20 protein-coding genes are annotated in these 21,028 nt (G+C 72.1%); 10 read left to right on the forward strand and 10 right to left on the reverse strand.

From position 1 onward, the window contains the following. Positions 1–70: 70 nt before the first annotated feature. Positions 71–2,668: an MMPL family transporter gene (locus MUE36_03310; GenBank protein ID MCU0309953.1), complete on the reverse strand. Its 2,598-nt coding sequence runs from the start codon at positions 2,666–2,668 to the stop codon at positions 71–73. Positions 2,669–2,754: 86 nt separating this feature from the next. Here MUE36_03310 and MUE36_03315 point away from each other — a divergent pair, with 86 nt between their 5' ends. Then, positions 2,755–3,552 carry an exodeoxyribonuclease III gene (locus tag MUE36_03315; protein ID MCU0309954.1) on the forward strand — a complete coding sequence of 266 codons (798 nt, stop codon included), beginning with the start codon at positions 2,755–2,757 and terminating at the stop codon, positions 3,550–3,552. Here MUE36_03315 and MUE36_03320 read toward each other — a convergent pair. Continuing rightward, complete coding sequence (locus MUE36_03320; GenBank protein MCU0309955.1) at positions 3,549–4,046, reverse strand: DUF2505 domain-containing protein; 498 nt, start codon at positions 4,044–4,046, stop codon at positions 3,549–3,551. The genes MUE36_03315 and MUE36_03320 overlap by 4 nt on opposite strands. A gap of 14 nt (positions 4,047–4,060) precedes the next feature. Further along, positions 4,061–6,127 (reverse strand): ATP-dependent DNA helicase UvrD2, encoded by a 2,067-nt coding sequence (locus MUE36_03325; protein MCU0309956.1) that lies wholly within the window; start codon positions 6,125–6,127, stop codon positions 4,061–4,063. Positions 6,128–6,190: 63 nt separating this feature from the next. On the opposite strand from MUE36_03325, the gene MUE36_03330 reads away from it, so the two are divergent. Beyond that, complete coding sequence (locus MUE36_03330; protein ID MCU0309957.1) at positions 6,191–6,853, forward strand: PH domain-containing protein; 663 nt, start codon at positions 6,191–6,193, stop codon at positions 6,851–6,853. A 3-nt stretch (positions 6,854–6,856) separates the two neighbouring features. Here the strand turns inward: MUE36_03330 and MUE36_03335 are convergent, their stop codons facing one another. Both MUE36_03335 and MUE36_03340 read right to left on the reverse strand, forming a co-directional pair. Next, positions 6,857–7,885 carry a hypothetical protein gene (locus tag MUE36_03335; protein ID MCU0309958.1) on the reverse strand — a complete coding sequence of 343 codons (1,029 nt, stop codon included), beginning with the start codon at positions 7,883–7,885 and terminating at the stop codon, positions 6,857–6,859. After that, positions 7,882–8,733, reverse strand: a complete 852-nt coding sequence (locus tag MUE36_03340) for a hypothetical protein (GenBank protein ID MCU0309959.1) — start codon at positions 8,731–8,733, stop codon at positions 7,882–7,884. Before MUE36_03340 ends, MUE36_03335 begins: the two co-directional genes overlap by 4 nt. 69 nt (positions 8,734–8,802) lie before the next feature. Here MUE36_03340 and MUE36_03345 point away from each other — a divergent pair, with 69 nt between their 5' ends. The 4 genes from MUE36_03345 (at position 8,803) to MUE36_03360 (ending at position 12,398) form a co-directional block, all read left to right on the forward strand. Next, entirely contained in the window at positions 8,803–9,678 is an 876-nt protein-coding gene (locus MUE36_03345) for an alpha/beta fold hydrolase (protein ID MCU0309960.1), read from the forward strand. Positions 9,679–9,729: 51 nt separating this feature from the next. Beyond that, on the forward strand, positions 9,730–10,878 hold the full coding sequence (locus MUE36_03350; GenBank protein ID MCU0309961.1) for a CoA transferase: 1,149 nt from the start codon (positions 9,730–9,732) through the stop codon (positions 10,876–10,878). A 25-nt stretch (positions 10,879–10,903) separates the two neighbouring features. After that, positions 10,904–11,764 carry a PIG-L family deacetylase gene (locus MUE36_03355; GenBank protein ID MCU0309962.1) on the forward strand — a complete coding sequence of 287 codons (861 nt, stop codon included), beginning with the start codon at positions 10,904–10,906 and terminating at the stop codon, positions 11,762–11,764. A gap of 172 nt (positions 11,765–11,936) precedes the next feature. Further along, the gene (locus tag MUE36_03360) at positions 11,937–12,398 is read left to right on the forward strand and encodes a DUF4333 domain-containing protein (protein ID MCU0309963.1); all 462 of its coding nucleotides are present in this window, start codon (positions 11,937–11,939) and stop codon (positions 12,396–12,398) included. An 18-nt stretch (positions 12,399–12,416) separates the two neighbouring features. Here the strand turns inward: MUE36_03360 and MUE36_03365 are convergent, their stop codons facing one another. Further along, positions 12,417–12,695, reverse strand: coding sequence for a hypothetical protein (locus MUE36_03365; protein MCU0309964.1), 279 nt, complete (start codon positions 12,693–12,695; stop codon positions 12,417–12,419). Next, positions 12,692–13,630, reverse strand: a complete 939-nt coding sequence (gene map, locus MUE36_03370) for a type I methionyl aminopeptidase (protein MCU0309965.1) — start codon at positions 13,628–13,630, stop codon at positions 12,692–12,694. The genes MUE36_03365 and map overlap by 4 nt, the downstream gene beginning before the upstream one ends. 105 nt (positions 13,631–13,735) lie before the next feature. Between map and MUE36_03375 the strand changes: the two genes are divergently transcribed. Continuing rightward, positions 13,736–14,137 (forward strand): antibiotic biosynthesis monooxygenase, encoded by a 402-nt coding sequence (locus tag MUE36_03375; protein MCU0309966.1) that lies wholly within the window; start codon positions 13,736–13,738, stop codon positions 14,135–14,137. A gap of 12 nt (positions 14,138–14,149) precedes the next feature. After that, the gene (locus MUE36_03380; GenBank protein MCU0309967.1) at positions 14,150–14,509 is read left to right on the forward strand and encodes a hypothetical protein; all 360 of its coding nucleotides are present in this window, start codon (positions 14,150–14,152) and stop codon (positions 14,507–14,509) included. Positions 14,510–14,581: 72 nt separating this feature from the next. On the opposite strand, the gene MUE36_03385 is transcribed toward MUE36_03380, so the two are convergent. The 3 genes from MUE36_03385 to rpmB form a co-directional block, all read right to left on the reverse strand. Then, a complete protein-coding gene (locus tag MUE36_03385; GenBank protein MCU0309968.1) occupies positions 14,582–16,372 on the reverse strand; it encodes a phosphoenolpyruvate carboxykinase (GTP) in 1,791 nt (596 codons plus the stop codon). A 186-nt stretch (positions 16,373–16,558) separates the two neighbouring features. Further along, positions 16,559–16,888 (reverse strand): hypothetical protein, encoded by a 330-nt coding sequence (locus tag MUE36_03390; GenBank protein MCU0309969.1) that lies wholly within the window; start codon positions 16,886–16,888, stop codon positions 16,559–16,561. A 2-nt stretch (positions 16,889–16,890) separates the two neighbouring features. Next, positions 16,891–17,085 carry a 50S ribosomal protein L28 gene (gene rpmB, locus MUE36_03395; protein MCU0309970.1) on the reverse strand — a complete coding sequence of 65 codons (195 nt, stop codon included), beginning with the start codon at positions 17,083–17,085 and terminating at the stop codon, positions 16,891–16,893. Positions 17,086–17,206: 121 nt separating this feature from the next. Between rpmB and MUE36_03400 the strand changes: the two genes are divergently transcribed. Both MUE36_03400 and recG read left to right on the forward strand, forming a co-directional pair. Then, positions 17,207–18,865 (forward strand): DAK2 domain-containing protein, encoded by a 1,659-nt coding sequence (locus MUE36_03400; protein MCU0309971.1) that lies wholly within the window; start codon positions 17,207–17,209, stop codon positions 18,863–18,865. A gap of 8 nt (positions 18,866–18,873) precedes the next feature. After that, the gene (gene recG, locus MUE36_03405) at positions 18,874–21,024 is read left to right on the forward strand and encodes an ATP-dependent DNA helicase RecG (GenBank protein MCU0309972.1); all 2,151 of its coding nucleotides are present in this window, start codon (positions 18,874–18,876) and stop codon (positions 21,022–21,024) included. Positions 21,025–21,028 lie beyond the last annotated feature (4 nt).

Here is a 21,028-nt window from a genome sequence, read left to right on the forward strand (position 1 = left end):
GGCAGGCCGGCCCGCCCGGGGCCCCTCCAGCGACCCGATCGGACCCGGGAGGGCGGATCGGGCCGACCGGTCACTCGGCGACCGGGGCCACCCCCTCGGCGACCGCCTGCTCCTCGGACATCCCGGCCAGCCCCGGGGTGGTGGCCCGGCGCAGGTCTTCGGGCATCTCGCGCTTGGACACCCACCCCCGCCTGTCGGCCCAGACGAGCAGCGGGGGCAGCACCACCAGGGCGGAGAGCAGCGCGACCGCGACGTTCATGCCGACCACCAGGCCGAAGTAGCGCAGCAGCGGGAGCGGCGAGAAGGCGATGACCAGGACCCCGGTGATGGCGGTCAGGCCCGAGACGATGAAGGCCCGCCCCGTCCGCGATGCCGCGACGTCGATCGCCTGTCGGGGCCACAGCCCACGACGCCGCTCCTCGAGGTAGCGCAGGAGGATGAGTGACGTGAACTCGGTGCACACGGCGACCACCAGCGGGCCTCCGACGGCCGTCATCGGGCTCAGCTTCCACCCGAAGGCGTAGGCCACGAGGGCGGACACGCCCACGGCGATCGTGACCGGCACGAGCGACAGCAGGGCGCGGACCAGGCTGCGGAGCCGGATGGTGAGGTAGATCCCGACGAACAGCAGCGCGAGGTACGTGAGCAGGATCCGGTTGGCCTGCAGGTTCTCGAGCAGGCCCACGCCCACGATGGCGAGGCCCGAGGGGACCGCCTTGATGCCCTCGGGCGGTGCCACGGTGTCGCGGATCTCCTCGACCGTCGCCCGGCGCTCCTCCAGCGAGCGGTCGCCGTAGCGGAAGATGAGGTTCTGGGCCCCCGCGGGGAGGTTGACCGTCGAGGCCTTCACGTCCTCGGGGGCCAGCTCGTAGGCGATCTCCACGTCGGACGCCGCCGGGTTCACACGCTCGGCACCCGGCACTGCGATCGCGTAGTCGACGGTCGTGACGAGGCTCGTCGCGGTGAGCAGCTCCGGGCTGATCTTTCCGGGCGGGACCTCGTCGCCGAAGCGGGTGAGCAGGTCGTCGGCGTAGTCGCTGATGAAGTTCACCGTCTCCTGGGCGAAGACGTCCTCGGGGGCCGTCTGGACGAAGAAGGCCAGCTCCGAGCTCGATCCGGTCTGTGCCTCGACCTCTCGGAAGTCGCGGATGCTCTGTGAGGACTGGTCGACCCACTCGACCGGATCGCTCTGCAGCTCGAGGCGCTCCTCCACGAGGAGGCCGCCGACGAACACGACGATGCTGAAGCCGGCGAGCACCGGAGCCGTCCACGGGGGCAGCGAGCCGAGCCACCTCGTGAGCCGGCCGAGACGGCCGCCGCGGAAGTCGCGCCGCTTCGTCGGCGACCGGTACTCCCGGATGCCGAGGACCGAGAGGGGGATGATGATGCTGGCCAGGCAGATCACCGCGATCCCGACCGACAGGAGCAGCCCGAAGTCGCGGATCATGGGCACCTTGGCGAACCGCAGGGCGGTGAAGGCGAACACCGCATCCAGCGTCACGACAACCAACGCGGGGCAGAGGCCTCGCGCGGTCTCCTGGATCGGGTGGGGAGAGCGGTCGATGACGACCTCCTCCTCGACCCGCGCGTGCATCTGGATCGCGTAGTCGATCCCGATCCCGATCATCACGGGGAGCCCGGCGATGGTGACCAGGGTGAGGGGGATGCCGAGATAGCCGGCCAGGCCGAAGGCCCAGGTGACGCCGAAGACGATGACGACGAGCGGCAACAGCCGCCATCGCACGTCGAACAGCACCAGCAGGATGATCGCCATCACGACCAGGGCGATGGCCCCGAGTTGGAGCATGCCGCCCCGCAGGTAGTCATTGATGTCCTGGAGGAGGTAGGACGCGCCGGTGACCGTGAGCGTCGCCTCGGGGAAGGCGCCCGCCTCGACCGCGGCATCGACGGTGTCGCGCACGAAGGTGCCGCCTGCCCCCTCCACCTCCAGCGACGCGTTGCCCACGAGGCGGACGACCATCTGGGCGTGGGTGTCGTCGGTGAACACCGGCGCCTGCGCCTTGCGGATCTCGCCCTGGTTGTCGAACAAGAGCAAGTCGACCCACGCGGGGTCGGCCATCGTCCGGTCGGCCTCGGGGATCGCCGCCAGCCGACCGAGCTGTGCCGCGGCGTCCGCGGTCCGCGCCGCCACGCTCTCGGCCGACTGCGGTGCGCCGTCGACCGTCTCGGCGGTGGTGGCGTTGAGGAGGGCGATGCCGGCGGCCGACTCCGTCGGCACGGCGGCCACCTCGCCCTCGGGGGTGAGGCGTAGCAGCCGGTCGGTCCAGTCGAGGGCCGTCTTCGGCGTGACGACCGCCTGGATCAGGTCGGGGCGGGACTTGAGCTCGGCCTGGATCCGGTCCATCTCGGCCTGGTTCTCCGCGCTCATGAGGTCGGAGATGGTCGAGCCGTCGTTCATCGTGAACAGCACCAGGACGGCCTGGCCGCCGAAGAGGTCCTGGTACTCGACGTTGTCCTGGAAGACCTGGTCCTCGGCGTTGAGGTAGCTGTCCTGACCGGTGGCGAACTCGAGCCTGGTGATCCCGAACCCGAGCACGAGGGTGGCGAGGAGCCCGACGAGGGCGACGAGGCCGGCGTGCTTCCCGAGTCGGACCGCGATCCACGACCAGAAGCGCTGCATGCGGGTGAGGTGTGCGTAGTCGGACACGGGTGCTCCTCGAACCACGGGACGGGGCGACGCTACCCCCGGGCGCGGCGACGGATGTCACGTCCGGTGGCTCCTAGGCTGCGGGGGTGCGCCTCGCCACCTGGAACGTGAACTCGCTGAAGGCCCGCCTGCCCCGGGTCGAGGAGTGGATCGCCGAGGTCCAACCCGACGTGCTCTGCCTCCAGGAGACCAAGCTGGCCGACGCGGCCTTCCCCGACCTGACGTTCCGGGAGATGGGCTACGACTGCGCCCACCACGGGCAGGGTCGATGGAACGGCGTGGCCGTGCTCTCGAAGGTCGGCCTCACCGACGTGCGCGCCGGCTGGGACGACGACGGCGAGGAGGACCCCGAGGCGCGCCTCTTGTGGGCGACCTGCGGCGGTGTCCGCGTCGCCTGCGTCTACGTGCCGAACGGCCGGGCGCTCGACGACGACCACTACACCTACAAGCTCGTCTGGCTCGAGCGTCTGCGGCGGGCGCTCGACGATCACGAGGACCCGGCGGCGCCGGTCGTGGTGTGCGGCGACTTCAACATCGCCCCCGACGACCGTGACGTCCACGATCCCGCCGCGTTCGTCGGCGCGACCCACGTCAGCGCCGCCGAGCGCGCCGCCCTGGCGCGCCTCGAGGACTGGGGGCTCGAAGACGTGTTCCGCGACCACTACGACGCCGGCGGCCTCTTCTCGTGGTGGGACTATCGGCGGGGCGACTTCCACCAGGGACGGGGGATGCGCATCGACCTGGTCCTCACCTCTGCGCCGCTCACGCCGTTGGCCCGGACCGTGCTCATCGACCGCAACGCCCGCAAGGGCAAGCAGCCGAGCGACCACGCGCCGGTCGTCGTCGACTTCGACCTGGCGGCCGGTGCGAGCGCGGTGGCCTAGACCAACGCGTCGATCCAGGCGTCGACGGCCGCCGCTTCGGCGTCGAGGAACTCCTCGAGGCCGCTGACGAGGGCGCGCTCGACCTGGCCCGCGACGACCATCACCTTGACCCTCAGGTCCCCCTGGACGGCCCGTTGGCTGCCGACCTCGGACCGGCCGGAGAAGTGGAAGGTCCCGGCGCAGCGCAGCCGGTCGGGATAGTGGTCGGGCAGCAGCGAGAGCGTGGTGGTGCGTCCCGAGAGGTCGACGGTCGTGCGCTGGATCCACGTGAGCTTGGCGGGGTCGATGACGGCCAGGGCCGCTCCCGGGAGGTCGCCCGTGTAGGCGTAGCGGATGTCGAGGTGGACGAGATCGCCGGTGCGGCGCTCGTCGAGGACCTCCGGTCGGCCGATCTTGGGCAGCTCGGGCAGTCCGACGTACATGGACGGGTCGGCGTACGCGTCGACGACGTCGTCGACGTCGTGACGGTAGGTCTGACGGGACGAGAACTGCATCGGACCATGGTGGCTCAGGAGTCGGTGTGGGTCGCGACCAGCTCGAGGAGCTCGTCGCCGAAGCGGGTGATCTTGACCTCGCCGAGGCCGTGCACCGCTCGCAGGGCCGTCGGCGTCCGGGGCCGACGGTCGACGATCTCGAGGAGGGTGCGGTCGTTGCAGATCACGTACGGCGGCATGGCTGCGGCCCGGGCCTTGCCGGTGCGCCACGCCTTGAGGGCGTCGAACAGCGCCCGCTCGTCGCCCTCGAGCTCGTCGGGCGCCGGCGCCCCCTGGGGTCGGGGCAGGTCGGGCCTCGTACGTGAGCGACCCCCTCGGCGGCGTGGTGCGTCGGGCGGCGTCGGGCGCGACGGGGCGACACCTCGGCTCACCTCGGCCGGGTCGACGCCGTCACGGAGCGCCTGCACCGCCGCCACGACGGTGTCGAGGTAGCTGCTCGCCTCACGGTTCATCACCCGGGCGCCGTAGGAGCGCTGGGCCGCCCAGCTGAGGCGCAGCGAGCGCTCGGCCCGGGTGAGGCCCACGTAGAAGAGCCGGAGCTCCTCGGCCAGGGCCTCGGCGGTGCGGGCGTGGCCGATCGGCACGAGGCCCTGCTCGAGCCCGGCGAGGTGCACGACGGGCCACTCGAGCCCCTTGGCGGCGTGGAGGGTGGCGATCTCGACGGCGTCGCCCTGTCGGTCGGGCTGGTCGGCCCGGGTGGTGGCGCGCAACCAGGTGAGGAAGCCCACGACGGTGGGGCCGCTCTCGATGGCCGCGTAGTCGTGCCCGAGCCGCACGAGCGCGGCGAGGTTGGCCCGTCGTTCCTCGGCGCGGTCGCCGTCGTCGTCGTCGGGCTCGGCCGTCCCGGCCTCGAGGTCGGCCAGGGCGTCGGCGAAGGCGTCGTTGCGCCGCGAGAGGTCGCGGAGCACGACCTTGATCTCGGGCTGGTCGAGCAGCGCCGCGCCCCCGCGGACCCGGAACGGGATGCCCACCTCGTGGAGCGCCTCCTCGAGGAGCGCCACCTGTGCGTTGGTGCGCACGAGGACGGCCTGGGCCGACCAGGGGCTCCCGGGGGTGCGTTCGTCGCGCACCGCCCTGGCGATGCCCCGGGCCTCGGCGCGGTCGTCCTCGAAGCGGGTGACGACCGGGACCGGGCCCTCCGGGCGGGTGGCGGTCAGCGCGCCGTCCCGGTCGACCCCCCGCCCCCCGCCGACGAGGACGGCGTTGGCGACGGCGAGGACCTGAGGGCTCGACCGGTAGTTGGTGGTGAGCCGGATCACCTCGGCGCTCGGGTGCCGCTTGGGGAACAGCCGGAGCAGCTGCGCGTCGGCACCGTTCCAGGCGTAGATGGCCTGGTTGGGGTCGCCGACCACGCAGAGGTCGAGGCGGTCGCCCAGCCAGGCGTCGAGCAGCGCCTGCTGCAACGGGTTCACGTCCTGGAACTCGTCGACGAAGACGTGTTGGAACCGCCACCGCTGCACTTCGGCGAAGGCGGCGTCGTGGTGGAGGTCGCGGGCGCAGAGCCGGAGCAGGTCGTCGAAGTCGACCATCCGCTGCTGGCGGCGGACCTCCTCGTAGCGGGCGTACACCGTCGCCACGGCGTCGCCGCCCATCGGCGGCCGGCGGCCGGCCCGCTCGGCGGCCTCGGCGTACCCCTCCGGGGGGACGGTGCGAGCCTTGGCCCACTCGATCTCGCTGACGACGTCGAGGGCCGGCACCTGGGCCCGGCCGGAGGGCATGAGGCGGGCGACGAACCCCACCTTGCGTTCGAGGAGCGTGGGCGGCTCGATGCCCCGCTCGGCCCAGCGGGTGCGGAGCTGGGCGTACGCCACGCCGTGGAACGTGCCCGCCGCCATCTCGTCGCGCAGCCCGAGCGCCCGCAGACGCGAGCGCAGCTCGCCCGCCGCCTTGCGGGTGAAGGTGAGGGCCAGCACGTGGCGGGCGTCGAGGTCGTCGGTGGCCGCCCGCCAGGCGATGCGCCGGGTGAGGACCCGTGTCTTGCCCGACCCCGCGCCGGCGAGGATGCACAGGGGGCGCGCCCCCGAGGTGACGGCGGCGCGCTGGGCCTCGTTCAGGCCGTCGAGCAGGGCGTCGGGGTCCACGACGCGACCGTAGCCACGGGATGGGACAGCCCCGCGCTGGGCTGCGAAGGTACGGTTCGCGTCATGCCCTACCCCCAGGACGTGCTGCACGCCAACGAGGAGCTGGTCCTCGATCTCCATCCGCACTGGTGGTTCATCGCCAAGTCGCTCATCGGCCTCGGCGCGGCGGTGCTCTTCGGGCTCGTGGCGATCGCGCTCGGCTGGCCCGACGCGGTCCGGATCCTCGCCGCCCTCCTGGTGGTCGCCACGCTCATATGGTTCGTCGACCGCTACGTCCGCTGGATCAGCACCCACTTCGTGCTCACCTCGGACCGCGTGATCTACCGGTCCGGGGTCATCGCCAAGAACGGCATCGAGATCCCGCTCGAGCGCATCAACACGATCTTCTTCAACCAGAGGATCTTCGAGCGGATGCTCGGCCTCGGCGACCTCCAGATCGAGTCGGCGTCCGAGACCGGGTCCCAGCGCTTCGAGGACATCCGCAAGCCCGACGCCGTCCAGAACGAGATCTACCAACAGATCGAGGCCAACGAGATCAAGGGCGCCGATCGGATCTCCGGGGGCATCAACGCCGCCCACGCCGCCGCAGCAGCGGCCGCGGCAGCCGCGACCCCTGCGCAGTCGGTGCCCGAGCAGATCGAGCACCTGGCCCGTCTCCGCGACCAGGGCGTGCTCACCGAGGACGAGTTCCAGACCAAGAAGGCGGAGCTGCTCGGGCGGATGTGACGCTCACCGGTCCAGCCGGTGGGCGCCCCCCGACGGGCGCACGATCCAGCCGCGGCCGGTGATCGAGTCCGGGTCGGTGACCGCCCCGCGGCGGGCGAGACCGACGACGCAGCCGCCGAAGCCTGCGCCGGTGAGGCGGGCGCCGAGCACGCCGGGTGTGCGCGCCAGCGCGTCGACGGCGCGGTCCAGCGCGTCGGTCGAGACCTCGAAGTCGTCGCGCAGGCTCCGATGGCTGGCCGACATCACTGCGCCGATGGCTCCGGCGTCGTCATTGGTGAGGGCGTCGGCCATGGCCCGGGTGCGCTCGTTCTCGGTCACCACGTGGCGGGCCCGCCTGCGCAGGGTGGGATCGGTGAGGGCGGCCACGTCCGGTCCCCCGACCTCGGCCAGGGGCCCCACCTCGGCGGCGGCCGCCTCGACCGAGGCCCGCCGCTCGGCGTAGGCCGACCCCGACAATGCCCGCGGCTGGCCGGAGTGCACCACGATCACCTCGAGGTCGTCGGGTACGGCCACCGGGACGAAGGTCTCCGTGGTGAAGTCGACGAGCAGGGCATGGCCGGCCACGCCGCAGGCCGAGGCGAGCTGATCCATGAGTCCGCACGGCACGCCCGAGGCCCGATGCTCGGCGCGCCGGCCGAGGCGCGCCAGTGCCATGGCCGGTCCGTCGAACCCGATGGCCAGGGCGACGGACAGCTCGAGGGCGGCGCTGGACGACAGGCCGGCCCCCACGGGCAGCGTGGAGTGGACGGTCCCCACGATCCCCGTCGCCGGGGCGACCTCGGCCACCACCCCCGCCACGTAGCGACCCCACTCGGGTTCGACACCCGTCGGATCGTCGACCACCAGCGGGAGGTCGACCGGTTCGGGACGGTCGCTCGACGCCAGCTCGATCCGTGTGCCGGTCCTGAAGCCCCGGACGGTGGTCCCGAGGTCGACAGCCATCGGGAGGGCCAGGCCCCCTGCGTAGTCGGTGTGGTCGCCCATCAGGTTCACCCGACCCGGCGCGAACGCCGCCACCTCCGGAGCGGTCACGCGTCGCGCAGGTCGGCGGCCGCCCGCGACGGTTCGACCGGGTTGAACCAGACCTGGCTGCCCAGCTCGCCGGCAGCGACGTAGCGGGGGGTGCCCGGGGCCCGGAGGATGGGTGCGATGTGGGCGTGGAGCCAGGCCTGCGCCCAGTCGTCGCCGTCGAAGGGCCGCTGGTGGAACCAGAGCATGAGCGGCATCGGTGCATCGAAGAGCCGGTCGAGGCGTCCGATGACGTCGACGAGCAGCGTGCCGAGGGCGTCGCGGCCCCGGTCGCCGAGCGACGGGAGGTCGGGCACGGGATGCTCGGGGGCGACCACGAGCTCGTAGGGCCAGGTCGCGGCCCATGGGACCCAGGCCCGCCAGCCGTCGGCCGCCTCGGCCACCAACCGGTCGCCGGGGGCGTCGGGTCCGAGGGCCGCCTCGGCATCGCCGGCGTCGAGCTCGGTCACCGCTCGGGGCGGCACCGTGTCGAAGGCGTAGATCTGGCCGTGGGGGTGGGCGATGGTCGCCCCCACCTCGGGTCCCCGGTTCTCGAAGACGAGGACGTAGGCGACGTCGGGGCGGGCGCCGAGCGCCGCGCTGCGTTCCGCCCACAGGTCCACGACCCGCCGCGCATCGGAGGGCGAGAGATCGGCGAAGGAGGCGTCGTGTCGAGGTGTGTAGAGCACGATCTCGGCGCGGTCCCCGGTGAACGGCGGCCACCGGTTCGGGAAGGACCGGACGTCGTAGTCCTCGGGGGCCTCGAGCCCGCCGGGGCAGAACGGGCACCCCTCGGCCGGGAGGTTCGGGCGGCCCTGACGGCTGGCCACGATCCACGCCCGTTCACCCGTCAGTGGGTCGACCCGCTCCACCGGCGCAACGCTATCGGTCGACCCCGGCCCACCTTGACCCCCGCGGTCGGGGCGGAGAGGATGCCGGCCATGCGAGCCGCCGCCAACGGGATCGAGATCGAGTACGAGACCTTCGGCGACCCCGCGGACCCCACCTTGTTGCTGGTGCGCGGCCTGGGCGCGCAGATGGTGTCGTGGCACCCCGACCTCTGCCACGGCTTCGTCGACCGGGGCTTCCACGTCGTGCGCTTCGACAACCGCGACGTCGGCCTCTCCACCAAGGTCGACGACCACGGCATCGACGTGATGAGCGCGCTGCTCGCCGCCTTCAGCGGTCCCGTCGACGCGCCGTACCTGCTCTCGGACATGGCCGCCGACGCGTGGGGCCTCCTCGATCGTCTCGGCGTCGAGCGGGCCCATCTGATGGGTGAGTCGATGGGCGGGATGATCGTCCAGCAGATGGCGATCGACCGGCCCGAGCGGGCGCTCACCCTCGTGTCGTTCGCGTCGACCACCGGCGACCCGGACGTCGGCCAGCCCAACGCCGAGGCGGTCGCCATGCTGCTGGCGCCGTCACCGGCCGAGCGGGAGGCCAACATCGCCCTCGGTGTCGAGCAGAGCCGCTTTCTCGCCGGTCCCGTCTACGCCGACGAGGAGTGGGACCGCGAGCGGCTGTCGCTCAGCTACGACCGGTGCTACGACCCCGACGGCGTGGTCCGCCAGCTCCTCGCCGTGCTGGTGTCGCCGGCCCGGTCGGCGGGCCTGCGTGGCCTCGACCTCCCGGCGCTCGTGATCCACGGCGAGATCGACCCACTCATCCACGTGAGCGGAGGGGAACGCACCGCCGAGTGCCTGCGGGGGTCGGAGCTCCTCCTCCTCGAGGACGTCGGTCACACCCTGCCGCGGTACTTCTGGGCGTCGGTCATCCAGCACGTGACCGCCCTCGCCGCCCGCGCGGGCGCCTGACGAACCCGATCGGTCGGGCCGCAGCCCGGGCCGCCACCACAGGAGGATGAGATGGGACCGCTCTCTGGCGTGAGGATCCTGGAGATCGCCGGCATCGGACCGGGGCCGTTCGCCGCCATGATGCTCTCGGACATGGGAGCCGACGTCGTCCGCGTCGACCGGGCGGCGTCGGTGACGGGCGGCGACCCCTCCGCGCCGCCCCGCGACGTCATGAACCGGGGTCGCCGTTCGGTGGGCGTCGACCTGAAGCATCCCGACGGGGTGGCCACGGTGCTCGAGCTGCTCGCCGACGCCGACGGGCTCATCGAGGGCTTCCGCCCGGGCGTGATGGAGCGGCTCGGCCTGGGCCCGGAGGTGTGCCTCGCCGCCAACCCCCGACTCGTCTACGGCCGCATGACGGGCTGGGGTCAGCACGGGCCGATGGCCCCCATGGCCGGCCACGACATGAACTACATCGCCATCGGGGGGGCGCTCGGGGCCATCGGTCGTCCCGGGGAGCGACCCCAGCCCCCGCTGAACCTCCTCGGGGACTTCGGTGGCGGGGGGCTGCTGTTGGCCTTCGGGATGGCGTGCGGGCTCCTCGAGGCGCGCACCTCCGGGCAGGGCCAGGTCATCGACGCGGCGATGGTCGACGGGACCGCCACGCTCACCACCTTCATCCACGGCTTCATGGCCATGGGGATCTGGAGCGACGAGCGCGGGGTCAACATGCTCGACACGGGCGCCCACTACTACGAGGTGTACGAGTGCGCCGACGGCCGCTTCCTGTCCGTCGGGGCGATCGAGCCGCAGTTCTACGCGGTGCTGCTCGAGAAGACGGGGCTCGCCGACGACCCCGACTTCGCCCGCCAGAACGACCGCGCCATGTGGCCCGTGCTGAAGGAGCGTCTCGCCGCGGTGATCGCCACGCGCACCCGGGACGAGTGGGCGGCGGTCTTCGACGGCACCGATGCCTGCGTCGCCCCGATCCTCTCCCTCGGCGAGGCGCCCGGCCACCCCCACAACGTGGCCCGCGGCAACTTCGTGGAGGTCGCCGGGGTCACCCAGCCGGCGCCGGCGCCCCGGTTCTCCCGGACGCCCCCGTCGATCGACCGCCCACCGTCGCACCCCGGCCAGCACACCGACGAGGTCCTGGCGGAGTGGGCCGGCCTCGACGGTGCCGGTATCGACGCCCGCCGGTCGTCGGGGGCGATCGCCTGACCGACACCCGTAGGCTTGTCCACCCATGGCCACGATCGTCTGCTTCCACGCCCATCCCGACGACGAGGCGATCGCCACCGGCGGGAGCATGATCCTCGCCGCCGACGCCGGCCACGACGTGGTCCTCGTGCTCGGCACCCGCGGCGAGCACGGCGAGCCTGTCCCGGGGGTGCTCGCCGAGGGCGAGGAGCTGTGGCAGCGCCGGGTGGCCGAGACCCACGAGGCGGCCGACCGCTTGGGGGTGGGGCGCGTCGAGTTCCTCGGCTACCGCGACTCCGGGATGATGGGCGAGCCGACGAACGACGATCCGACGTGCTTCTGGCAGGCCGACGTCGAGGAGGCGTCGGACCGCCTGGCGTCGTTGCTCCGGGAGGTCGCCGCCGACGTGCTCACCGTCTACGACGACCACGGCGGCTACGGGCACCCCGACCACATCCAGGTCCATCGGGTGGGGGTGCGGGCCGCCGAGAAGGCCGGGGTGGAGCGGGTCTTCCAGTCGACGATGAACCGCGACCACATCCGGCGTTCCATGGAGGCCCGCAGCGAGGAGTTCGGTCGCGACCTCGTCGACGCCGCCGAGGGGCCGACGGCGGGTGAGGAGATGGCCGGGGGCCTGACGGCGCAGGAGACCGACCGGATGCGCCGCGCCACGGAGGAGGAGTTCGGCTCCCCGGAGGCGCTGATCACCCACGCCGTCGACGTGACCTCGGTGATCGATCGCAAGCGCGACGCGATGCGGGCCCACGAGAGCCAGATCGCACCCGACTCGTTCTTCCTCGCCATGCCCGACGAGGTCTTCACCGAGGCCTTCGGCACCGAGTGGTACATCGCGCTGGGGGCCACGCGGGAAGCCGGCGAACCGTTCGCTCCCTCCATCGTTCCCTGATCGTCCCGCCGATCGGGGGCGATCACCTAGGGTGGCCGGGTCGTTGCGGACGGCACGAACGGAGCGGAGGGTCGCAGTGAAGCGAAGCGTTGGTGGGGCAGTCGTGATCGTCGCGGGGCTCGCGCTCCTGGCCGGGTGTTCGGGCGGGGGTGATGCCCCCGAGGTCGTCTCGGTGGCCACCACCGAGGCGACGACGACCACGGAGGTGCCGAGCGTCATCGACGAGATCGTGCTGCAGGACGAGATCGACTCGCTGTTCGCCGAGGTCAGCGTGGCGCTGAGCGAGGTGCGCTGCCCCTCCGAGGTGGAGATCGAGTCGGGGGGCACGTTCCAGTGCACCGCCGTCACGACCGAGGGCCTGTCGCTCCCCGTCGAGGTGACGATGACCGACAACGAGGGCACCGTCGACATCGCGGCGGGCAAGGACGTGCTCCTCGTCACCGACGAGGAGGTCGACCAGGCCGCGCAGGTGCTCGCCGACGAGCTCGGCGGGACCGTCACCGTCGAGTGCCCGAGGGTCCAGATCGTCACCGACGCCACCGGTTCGATCGTGTGCGACGGGTCCACCTCCACCGGCCTCACGGGCACCGTGACGCTCACCTACGTGAACAACCGCCTCACCGGCGTCGAGTAGCGCAGGACCGGCGTCGCCTCAGAGCGGGAGCAGGACCCCGACGCCCCGGAACACGTGGCTGCGCCCGTCCGAGCGCACCATCACCGCGTCGCCGCGGAGCCGGGTGCCCTCGGTGGTGGTGACGTGGAGGTCGTAGGGAGCCGGCTCGAGGGCCACGTCGTCGGTGGACGAGGCCAGGCACTCCCAGTCCTCGTCGGTGGCGTTGGCGTTGTGCACCACCACCAGGTGCCCGTAGCGCAACGGCACCTCGACACCGTTCAGCCGGAGACCGGCGACGGTGAACTGCTCGTGGTTCACCCGACCTCTTCGCGGTCCCCGGCGAGGGTGAGGACCTCGACCCCGGTCCCGGTGACCAGCACGGTGTGCTCGAACTGCGCGGTGCGGCTCCCGTCGGCGGTGACGGCGGTCCAGTCGTCGGCCCAGATCCGGTGGTTGCCGGTCCCGATCGAGATCATCGGCTCGATGGTGAACACCATGCCCGGCTCCATCTCGGTGGTCATCCGGGGCTCGAAGTAATGCGGGATCTGCAGGTCGGTGTGGAACTGCTCGCCGATCCCGTGGCCGACGAAGGCCCGGACCACCTCGAAGCCGTGACGGTGGGCGTGGGTCTCGATGGCCTGACCGATGTCGCTGAACGGCCGACCGGGGCGCACCGCCGCCATGCCGAGGTCGAGGCACTCGCGGGTGACGTCGACGAGGCGCTTCGAGGCGTCGTCGATGGTGCCGACCGCGAACGTGGCGTTGGTGTCGCCATGGACCCCGTCGAGGAAGATGGTGACGTCGAGGTTGACGATGTCGCCCTCACGCAGCGGGCGGTCGTCGGGGATGCCGTGGCAGATGACCTCGTTGACCGAGGTGCACAGCGACTTGGGATAACCCCGGTAGTTGAGCGTGCTCGGGTAGCCGCCGCGGTCGATGTAGGCCTGGTGCACGAGTGCGTCGATCTCGTCGGTGGTCACGCCGGGGGCGACGGCGGCGCCGCCCAGCTCGAGGATCTCTGCGGCGGCGGCGCCGGCGCGGCGCATCCGCTCGATCACGTCGGCGGACTTCACCCTCGGCTCGTCCCAGCGCACCGGGGTGCCCGTCTCGGCGTAGTCGGGGCGGGGGATGTCCGACGGCACGGAGCGCATCGGGCTGATCACCCCGGGCTGCAGCACCTCACGGCTGTCGCGGTGGCAGCGCTTGAACTTGCGGCCGCTGCCGCACCAGCAGGGATCGTTGGCCTTCAGCACGTGACCAGTGTACGGGCGGCTGATCCAACCGGGATCGGCGGACGGGCCGATCGGGCACCGGTCGCCGACTGGCGCCGGGTCGACCCGACGGGCACGATCAACCCCATGACGATCATCCGCATCAACGCCATCACCGTCCCGGCCGACGCAGGCGACGAGCTCGCCCACCGCTTCGCCGCCCGCGCCGGGGCCGTCGACGGCCAGGACGGGTTCGAGGGCTTCGAGCTGCTCAAGCCCACCGATGAGCGCACGACGTGGCTGGTCATCACCCGCTGGCGGGACGAGGCGGCCTTCGAGTCGTGGCTGTCGTCGCCGGCGTTCGCCCAGGGCCACGCCGGGACGGGCGGGGCGCCGGCCGCCGCCGGCCACCCCGGCGGCGGCCATCCGGGTGGCGGGCACCCCGGCCCCGGTGGGTCCGGTCCCCCCGAAGGCGCCCAGCGGCCGGTGGGCGTGGCCAGCGAGCTGTGGGCCTACGAGCCTGTCGTCTCCCGCCCCGGAGCGGCCTGAGGCCGGGCGCTCGTGGGGCTCAGCGACGCTCACTCCCTGCTCGCCTGGGTGTTGATCGTCACCAACGCCGTGGCCGGCGTCTGGGTGCTCGGCGCGAACTGGTGGGCCGCGCTGCGGTCCCGGGTGATGTGGTGGTCGGTCGCCGTGGCCATGGCGGTGGTGGTCGCCCAGGTCGCCCTCGGCGTCGCCGTCCAGGAGATCGACGACATCGAGTCGCCCCCGCTGCACGCGCTCTACGGCTTCACCGCGCTGATCGCGGTCGGCGTCATCTACAGCTACGCCAAGCAGATGCGCGACCGGCAGTACGTCGTCTACGGCTTCGGTCTGCTCTTCATCATGGGCCTCGGTATCCGAGAGCTCTTCCTCGCCTGAGGACCCGGTCCGTCGCCTCTCGAGTGGAAGGGCGACGGACCGGGCACCGGGCGACGGGCGCCTCGGTCGGGCTCAGTCGGCGAGACGCTTCTCGAGCTCCCGCAGCTCGTCGCGGAGCTCGTCGGGGAGCCGCTCGCCGATGCGGTCGTAGTGGGCCTCGATCTGGGGGATCTCGGCGCGCCAGGCCTCGTTGTCGACCGACAGCAGCGTCGTCAGGGTCTCGGCGTCGAGGTCGAGGCCCGTGGTGTCGAGGTCCTCGGGTCGGGGCACTCGTCCGATGGCGGTGTCGGCCGCGTCGGCGGTGCCCTCGAGGCGCTCCACGACCCACTTGAGCACCCGGGAGTTCTCGCCGAACCCGGGCCACAGGAACGATCCGTCGTCGCCCTTGCGGAACCAGTTCACCCAGAACAGCTTGGGCAGCTTCTCCGGGTCGGTGGCCTGGCCGATCTCGAGCCAGTGCCCGAAGTAGTCCCCCATGTTGTAGCCGCAGAAAGGCAGCATCGCGAAGGGATCGAAGCGCAGCTCGCCCACCGTCCCCGCCGCCGCTGCGGTCTTCTCCGAGCTCATGATCGAGCCGAGGAACGTGCCGTGGTGCCAGTCGAAGGCCTCGGTGACCAGCGGGACGTTGGTGGCACGGCGACCGCCGAAGAGGATCGCCGAGATCGGCACGCCGGCCGGGTCCTCCCACTCCGGGGCGATCGACGGGCACTGCGCGGCCGGGGCCGTGAAGCGGGCGTTGGGATGGGCGGCCGGGGTGCCCGACTCGGGCGTCCAGTCCTGGCCCTTCCAGTCGACGAGGTGCTCGGGCGCCTCGCCGAGATCCTCCCACCAGATGTCGCCGTCGTCGGTGAGGGCGCAGTTGGTGAAGATCGAGTTGGCCCGCACGGACTGCAGGGCGTTGTAGTTGGAGACGGCCGACGTGCCCGGGGCCACGCCGAAGAAGCCGGCCTCGGGGTTGATGGCGTGGAGCCGGCCGTCGTCGCCGAACTTCATCCAGGCGATGTCGTCGCCCACCGTCTCGACCGTCCAGCCCGGCAGGGTGGGGATGAGCATCGCCATGTTCGTCTTGCCGCAGGCCGACGGGAACGCCGCCGCGACGTAGTGCTTGACCCCCTCGGGCGAGGTGAGGCCGAGGATGAGCATGTGCTCGGCCATCCAGCCGTCGTCGCGGGCCATGGTCGAGGCGATGCGCAGGGCGAAGCACTTCTTGCCGAGCAGGGCGTTCCCGCCGTAACCCGAGCCGTACGACCAGATCTCACGGGTCTCGGGGAAGTGGACGATGTACTTGTTCTCGGCGTCGCACGGCCACGGCACGTCGGCCTGGCCGTCGGCGAGGGGCATGCCCACCGAGTGCACGCACGGCACCCACTCGCCGTCGCCGAGGACGTCGAGCGCCCCCTGGCCCATGCGGGTCATGATCCGCATGTTGACGGCCACGTACGCCGAGTCGGTGAGCTGCACGCCGATGTGGGCGATGGGAGAACCGAGCGGGCCCATGGAGAAGGGCACCACGTACATCGTGCGGCCCTTCATGGCCCCGGTGTAGAGGCGGGTCAGCTCGTCCTTCATCTCCGCGGGCGGGCGCCAGTTGTTCGTGGGCCCGGCGTCGATCTCGGCCTCGGAACAGATGAAGGTCCGGTCCTCGACCCGGGCCACGTCGCCGGGGTCGGAGAGGGCGAGGTAGCTGTTCGGGCGCTTCGCCTCGTTCAACGTCCGGAACGTGCCGCCCGCGACGAGCTCGGCGCAGAAGCGGTCGTACTCCTCCGCGGAGCCGTCGCACCAGTGCACGTCAGCGGGTTGGAGCACCTCCCGCCAGTGCTCCACCCAGTCGAGCAGTTGCTGGTTGGTGGTGTGTCCGGCCATGGGCACCTCCGACATCGTTGTCGTCGGCTCTCGGGGAGAGCGGTGGGGGATCGGTCACGGGAGAACGGCGAACGACATCTCCGTGACGTCCCGGTGACGCAATCCTAGATGGCCGCGCCGGCCACCGGGCCAGCGGAGGGTCACAACCCGACAGGGTCGCTCGGCCCCGTGCCGGTCATGCGCCGGTCAGGTGAGCGGCTCGCCGCCCTGGGGGTGCTGGGTGTCGTCGGGGTGCACCGCGGGGAAGCCCGGCGTGCCCATGTTCCCCTCGGCGCCGGTGCGCACCCGGCTGGCCATGCCCTTGTCGTCGAGGTCGAAGACGATCCGCTGGCCCTGGCGCAGCATCCGGAAGACCGAGTCGTGCAGGGCGCTCCGGCTCAACTCGTACTCGACGAGGGTGCGGTCGTCGACCACCACGCCGTCGGCGAGGATCGGATCGAAGGACTTCACGACGCCCTGCAGCGACGTGGTCCGGATCCCGGTCCCCGGTGCCTCGACGGTGGCGTCGTCGGCCACGGTCAGCGGGCCGCCTTCGTGACCTTGCCGGCCTTGAGGCACGACGTGCACACGTCGAGACGCCTGGTCGAGCCGTCCACGACGGCCCGGACCCGCTGGATGTTGGGGTTCCAGCGCCGCTTGGTGCGGCGGTGCGAATGGCTGACCGCCATGCCGAACGACGGGTGCTTTCCGCACACCTCGCAAATCGATGCCATGGGGGACCACCTCGGGACGCAGGACACAAACGGACGGTGGACTCTACCCGGTGGTCCGCGACCGGCCCAACTCGCGCCCTGCGCATCGGGCCGCGTGCCTCCGGTCACTACGATCCCGGCCGTGCCCGTGCTCGACCACCTCGTCGCCGACGACCTCCGTGACCTCGTCAGGGGCTACGCCGACATCCTCTCGGTCCACCGCGAGGCCATCAACCGCCTCAACGTCTACCCGGTGCCCGACGGCGACACCGGCACCAACATGTCGCTCACGATGGCCTCGGTGGTCGCCGAGGTCGACGGCGCCGGGCCCGACATGGCGTCGGTCTGCCAGGCCATCAGCCACGGGTCGCTCATGGGAGCCCGGGGCAACTCCGGGGTGATCCTCTCGCAGATCCTGCGCGGCCTGGCCGAGGGCTTCCGTGACGGCGACGGCGTCGACGCGGCCACGCTCGTCGCAGCCCTCGACGCGGCTGCCACGGCCGCCTACGGCGCGGTGATGAAGCCGGTGGAGGGCACGATCCTCACCGTGGTGCGCGCCGTGGCCGACGGTGCGGCCGAGGGGCTGGCCTCGGGGGCCGACCTCGTCGGGGTGCTCGACGCCGGACGGGATCGGGGCGCCGACGCGCTCGCCCGGACGCCGGACCTGCTCCCGGTGCTGGCCGAGGCCGGCGTGGTCGACTCCGGCGGCACGGGGCTGTTGCTGCTCGTCGACGTGGCGCTGCACCTCGCCGACGGGCGGGCGCTGCCCGACCCGCCCGAGGGCGGCGGGGCATCGGCCGACTTCAGCGCGGCCTTCGAATCGGTGCACGCCGGCGAGGGCCACGGGGGTGTCGCCGACCTTCGCTACGAGGTCATGTACTTCCTCGAGGCTCCCGACGAGGCGATCGCCGGCTTCAAGGACGTGTGGGCCACCCTCGGCGACTCGATCGTGGTCGTCGGCGGCGACGGCCTGTGGAACTGCCACGTTCACACCGACGACATCGGTGCGGCCATCGAGGCGGCGGTCGACATCGGCCGGCCCCGTTCGATCCGGGTCACCGACCTGCTCGAGGAGGTCGAGGAGGAGAAGTGGGTGCGCGAAGCCCAGCCCGGGCCCGCCGAGCCGGCCACCGTGCACGACCCGGTGCCGTGCGCGGTCGTCGCCGTCGCCGCCGGCGAGGGGATCCGCCGCATCTTCTACAGCCTGGGGGTCCAGGGGATCGTCACCGGTGGTCAGACGATGAACCCCTCCACCGCCCAGCTCCTCGCCGAGGTGGAGGCGGCGCCGGCCGACGAGGTCGTGATCCTGCCGAACAACAAGAACATCGTGCCTGTCGCCGAACAGGTCGACGCCATGACCTCCAAGTGCGTGCGCGTGGTGCCCACCCGGGGGGTGGCCGAGGGCTTCGCCGCCCTCCTGAGCTACGACCCGCAGGCCGGCGCCGACGCCAACGCCGATGCGATGTCGGTCGCCGCCGGACAGGTCGTCGCCGGTGAGGTCACGCGGGCGGTGCGCGACTCGAGCTGCGAGCGCGGGCCGATCGCCGAGGGCGACTGGCTCGGCATCGCCCGCGAGGGGATCCTCTCGATCCACGCCGACCTGGGTGAGGCGGCCGCCGGCCTGCTGGCCGAGATCGTCGACGACGGCCACGAGATCGTCACCGTGATCGAGGGGGAAGGCGCCACACCTGCGGTGACCCGCCACATCGAGGTCTGGGTGCACGACCACCGTCCCGGCTGCGAGGTCGAGATCCACCACGGTGCCCAGCCGCTGTACCCCTACCTGTTCGGGATCGAGTAGGACCGGCCGTGGCCCGGCGCCTCTCCCAGCTCGCCCAACTCCCGGTCACCGAGCTGAAGGGGGTGGGGGAGTCGCGGGCCCGGGCGCTGGCGAAGGTCGGGCTGCACACCGTCCTCGACCTGTTGACCTACTACCCCCGGCGCTACATCGACCGCACCAACCAGGCCCGCCTGTCCGAGCTCGACCTCGGCGAGGAGGCGACCGTGCTCGTCAAGGTGCTGCGCACCACGAGCCGGCGCACGCGCAACGGCAGGTCGCTGGTCACCGCCGAGGTCACCGACGGCAGCGGCCACCTGAAGGTGAGCTTCTTCAACCAGCCGTTCCGTGAGCGTCAGCTCGCGGAGGGCTCCGACGTCGTCCTGTTCGGGCGCACCGAGGTGTTCCAGGGTCGACGGCAGATGACGAACCCGGTCGTCGACCTCATCGGCGACCGCACCGGTCGCATCGTCCCCGTCTACCCCCAGAGCGAGAAGGCCGGGATCATGAGCTGGGACGTGGCACGGTTCATGGACGAGGTGCTGCGCCGCGCCGGTGAGTTCGCCGACCCGCTCGACCCGGCGCTGCGGAGGCGGTTCGACCTCGTCGACCGGACGACGGCGTTCACCGACATCCACGCCCCCGACACGATGCGCGATGCCGCCGACGCCCGCCGACGGCTGGTGTTCGACGAGCTGTTGCGGGTGCAGCTCGAGCTGGTGCGCCGGAAGCTGGAGCTCGAGCGCACCGCGGTCGGTGTCGGGTACACCATCGGCGCCGACGGTCGGGCCGGGCCGCTCGTGTCCCGGTTCCACGACCGTCTCCCCTACGACCTCACCACGGCGCAGCAGCGGGCGCTCGCCGAGATCACGGCCGACCTCGCCCGCGGCCACCCGATGCACCGGCTCCTGCAGGGCGACGTCGGGTCGGGCAAGACGGTGGTGGCGGTCAGCGCCCTCCTCGTCGCCGTGCAGGGCGGGCACCAGGGGGCGCTCATGGCCCCCACCGAGGTCCTCGCCGAACAGCACTTCGCCGGCATCCGCCACCTCCTCGAGGGCTTCACCGTCCCCGACACCGACGAGGGCAACCTCTTCGCGGGGGCCGGTCTCGACCGCCCGCTGCGGGTGGTGCTCGTCACCAACCGCACTCCCGCCGCCGAGCGGCGCCGCCTCCTCGCGGACCTCGCTGCCGGCACGATCGACATCGCCGTGGGCACCCACGCGCTCATCTCCGAGGGCATCACGTTCCGGTCGCTCGGCGTGGTGGTCATCGACGAGCAGCACCGCTTCGGTGTCGAGCAACGGGCGGCCCTGCGCGACAAGGGGGCCGGTGACGCCATCCCCGACGTCCTCGTGATGACCGCCACCCCGATCCCGCGCACCGCGGCGATGACCGTCTACGGCGACCTCGACGTCTCCGTGCTCGACGAGCTGCCCCCGGGACGCACCCCCATCGTGACCCGGCGCGCCGAGGGAGAGCTCGACGAGGCCGAAGTGTGGGAGCAGGTCCGCGCCGAGGTGTCCGCCGGTCGCCAGGCGTACGTGGTCTGCCCCTTGATCGAGGAGAGCGAGAAGCTCGAGGTGCGCTCTGCCGAGGAGACCCACGCCCAGCTCGTCGCCGGCGAGCTGTCGGCGCTGCGGGTCGGCCTCCTGCACGGCCGGGTGCCTGCCGGCGAGAAGGACGCGGTGATGGAGCGCTTCCGCCTCGGTGAGCTCGACGTGCTGGTGGCCACCACGGTGATCGAGGTCGGGGTCGACGTCCCGAACGCCACGGTCATGGTGATCCTCGATGCGTCGCGGTTCGGGATCGCCCAGCTTCACCAGCTCCGGGGCCGGGTCGGTCGGGGCGCCGAGCGCTCGTGGTGCTGGCTCGTCGGCGAGGCCACGACGCCGGACGGCGAGGCCCGCCTGGAGGCGCTGGTGCGCAGCACCGACGGCTTCGAGCTGGCCGAGGTCGACCTCGACCTGCGAGGGGAGGGCACGATCATGGGCGAGCGCCAGAAAGGGCGCAACGACCTCAAGCTGGCCTCTCTGCGCCGCGACCGGGAGTGGGTCGAGAAGGCCCGGGCGGTGGCGATCGAGATCGTGACGGCCGACCCGAACCTGGACGAGCACTGGCTGCTCGCAGAGGAGGTCGACCTGCTCCTCGGCGACGATGACGTCGAGTTCCTGATGAAGAGCTGAGCCC

It is taken from the genome of Acidimicrobiales bacterium, from assembly GCA_025455885.1.
In the GTDB taxonomy this organism is placed as follows: domain Bacteria; phylum Actinomycetota; class Acidimicrobiia; order Acidimicrobiales; family Acidimicrobilacustridaceae; genus Rhabdothermincola_A.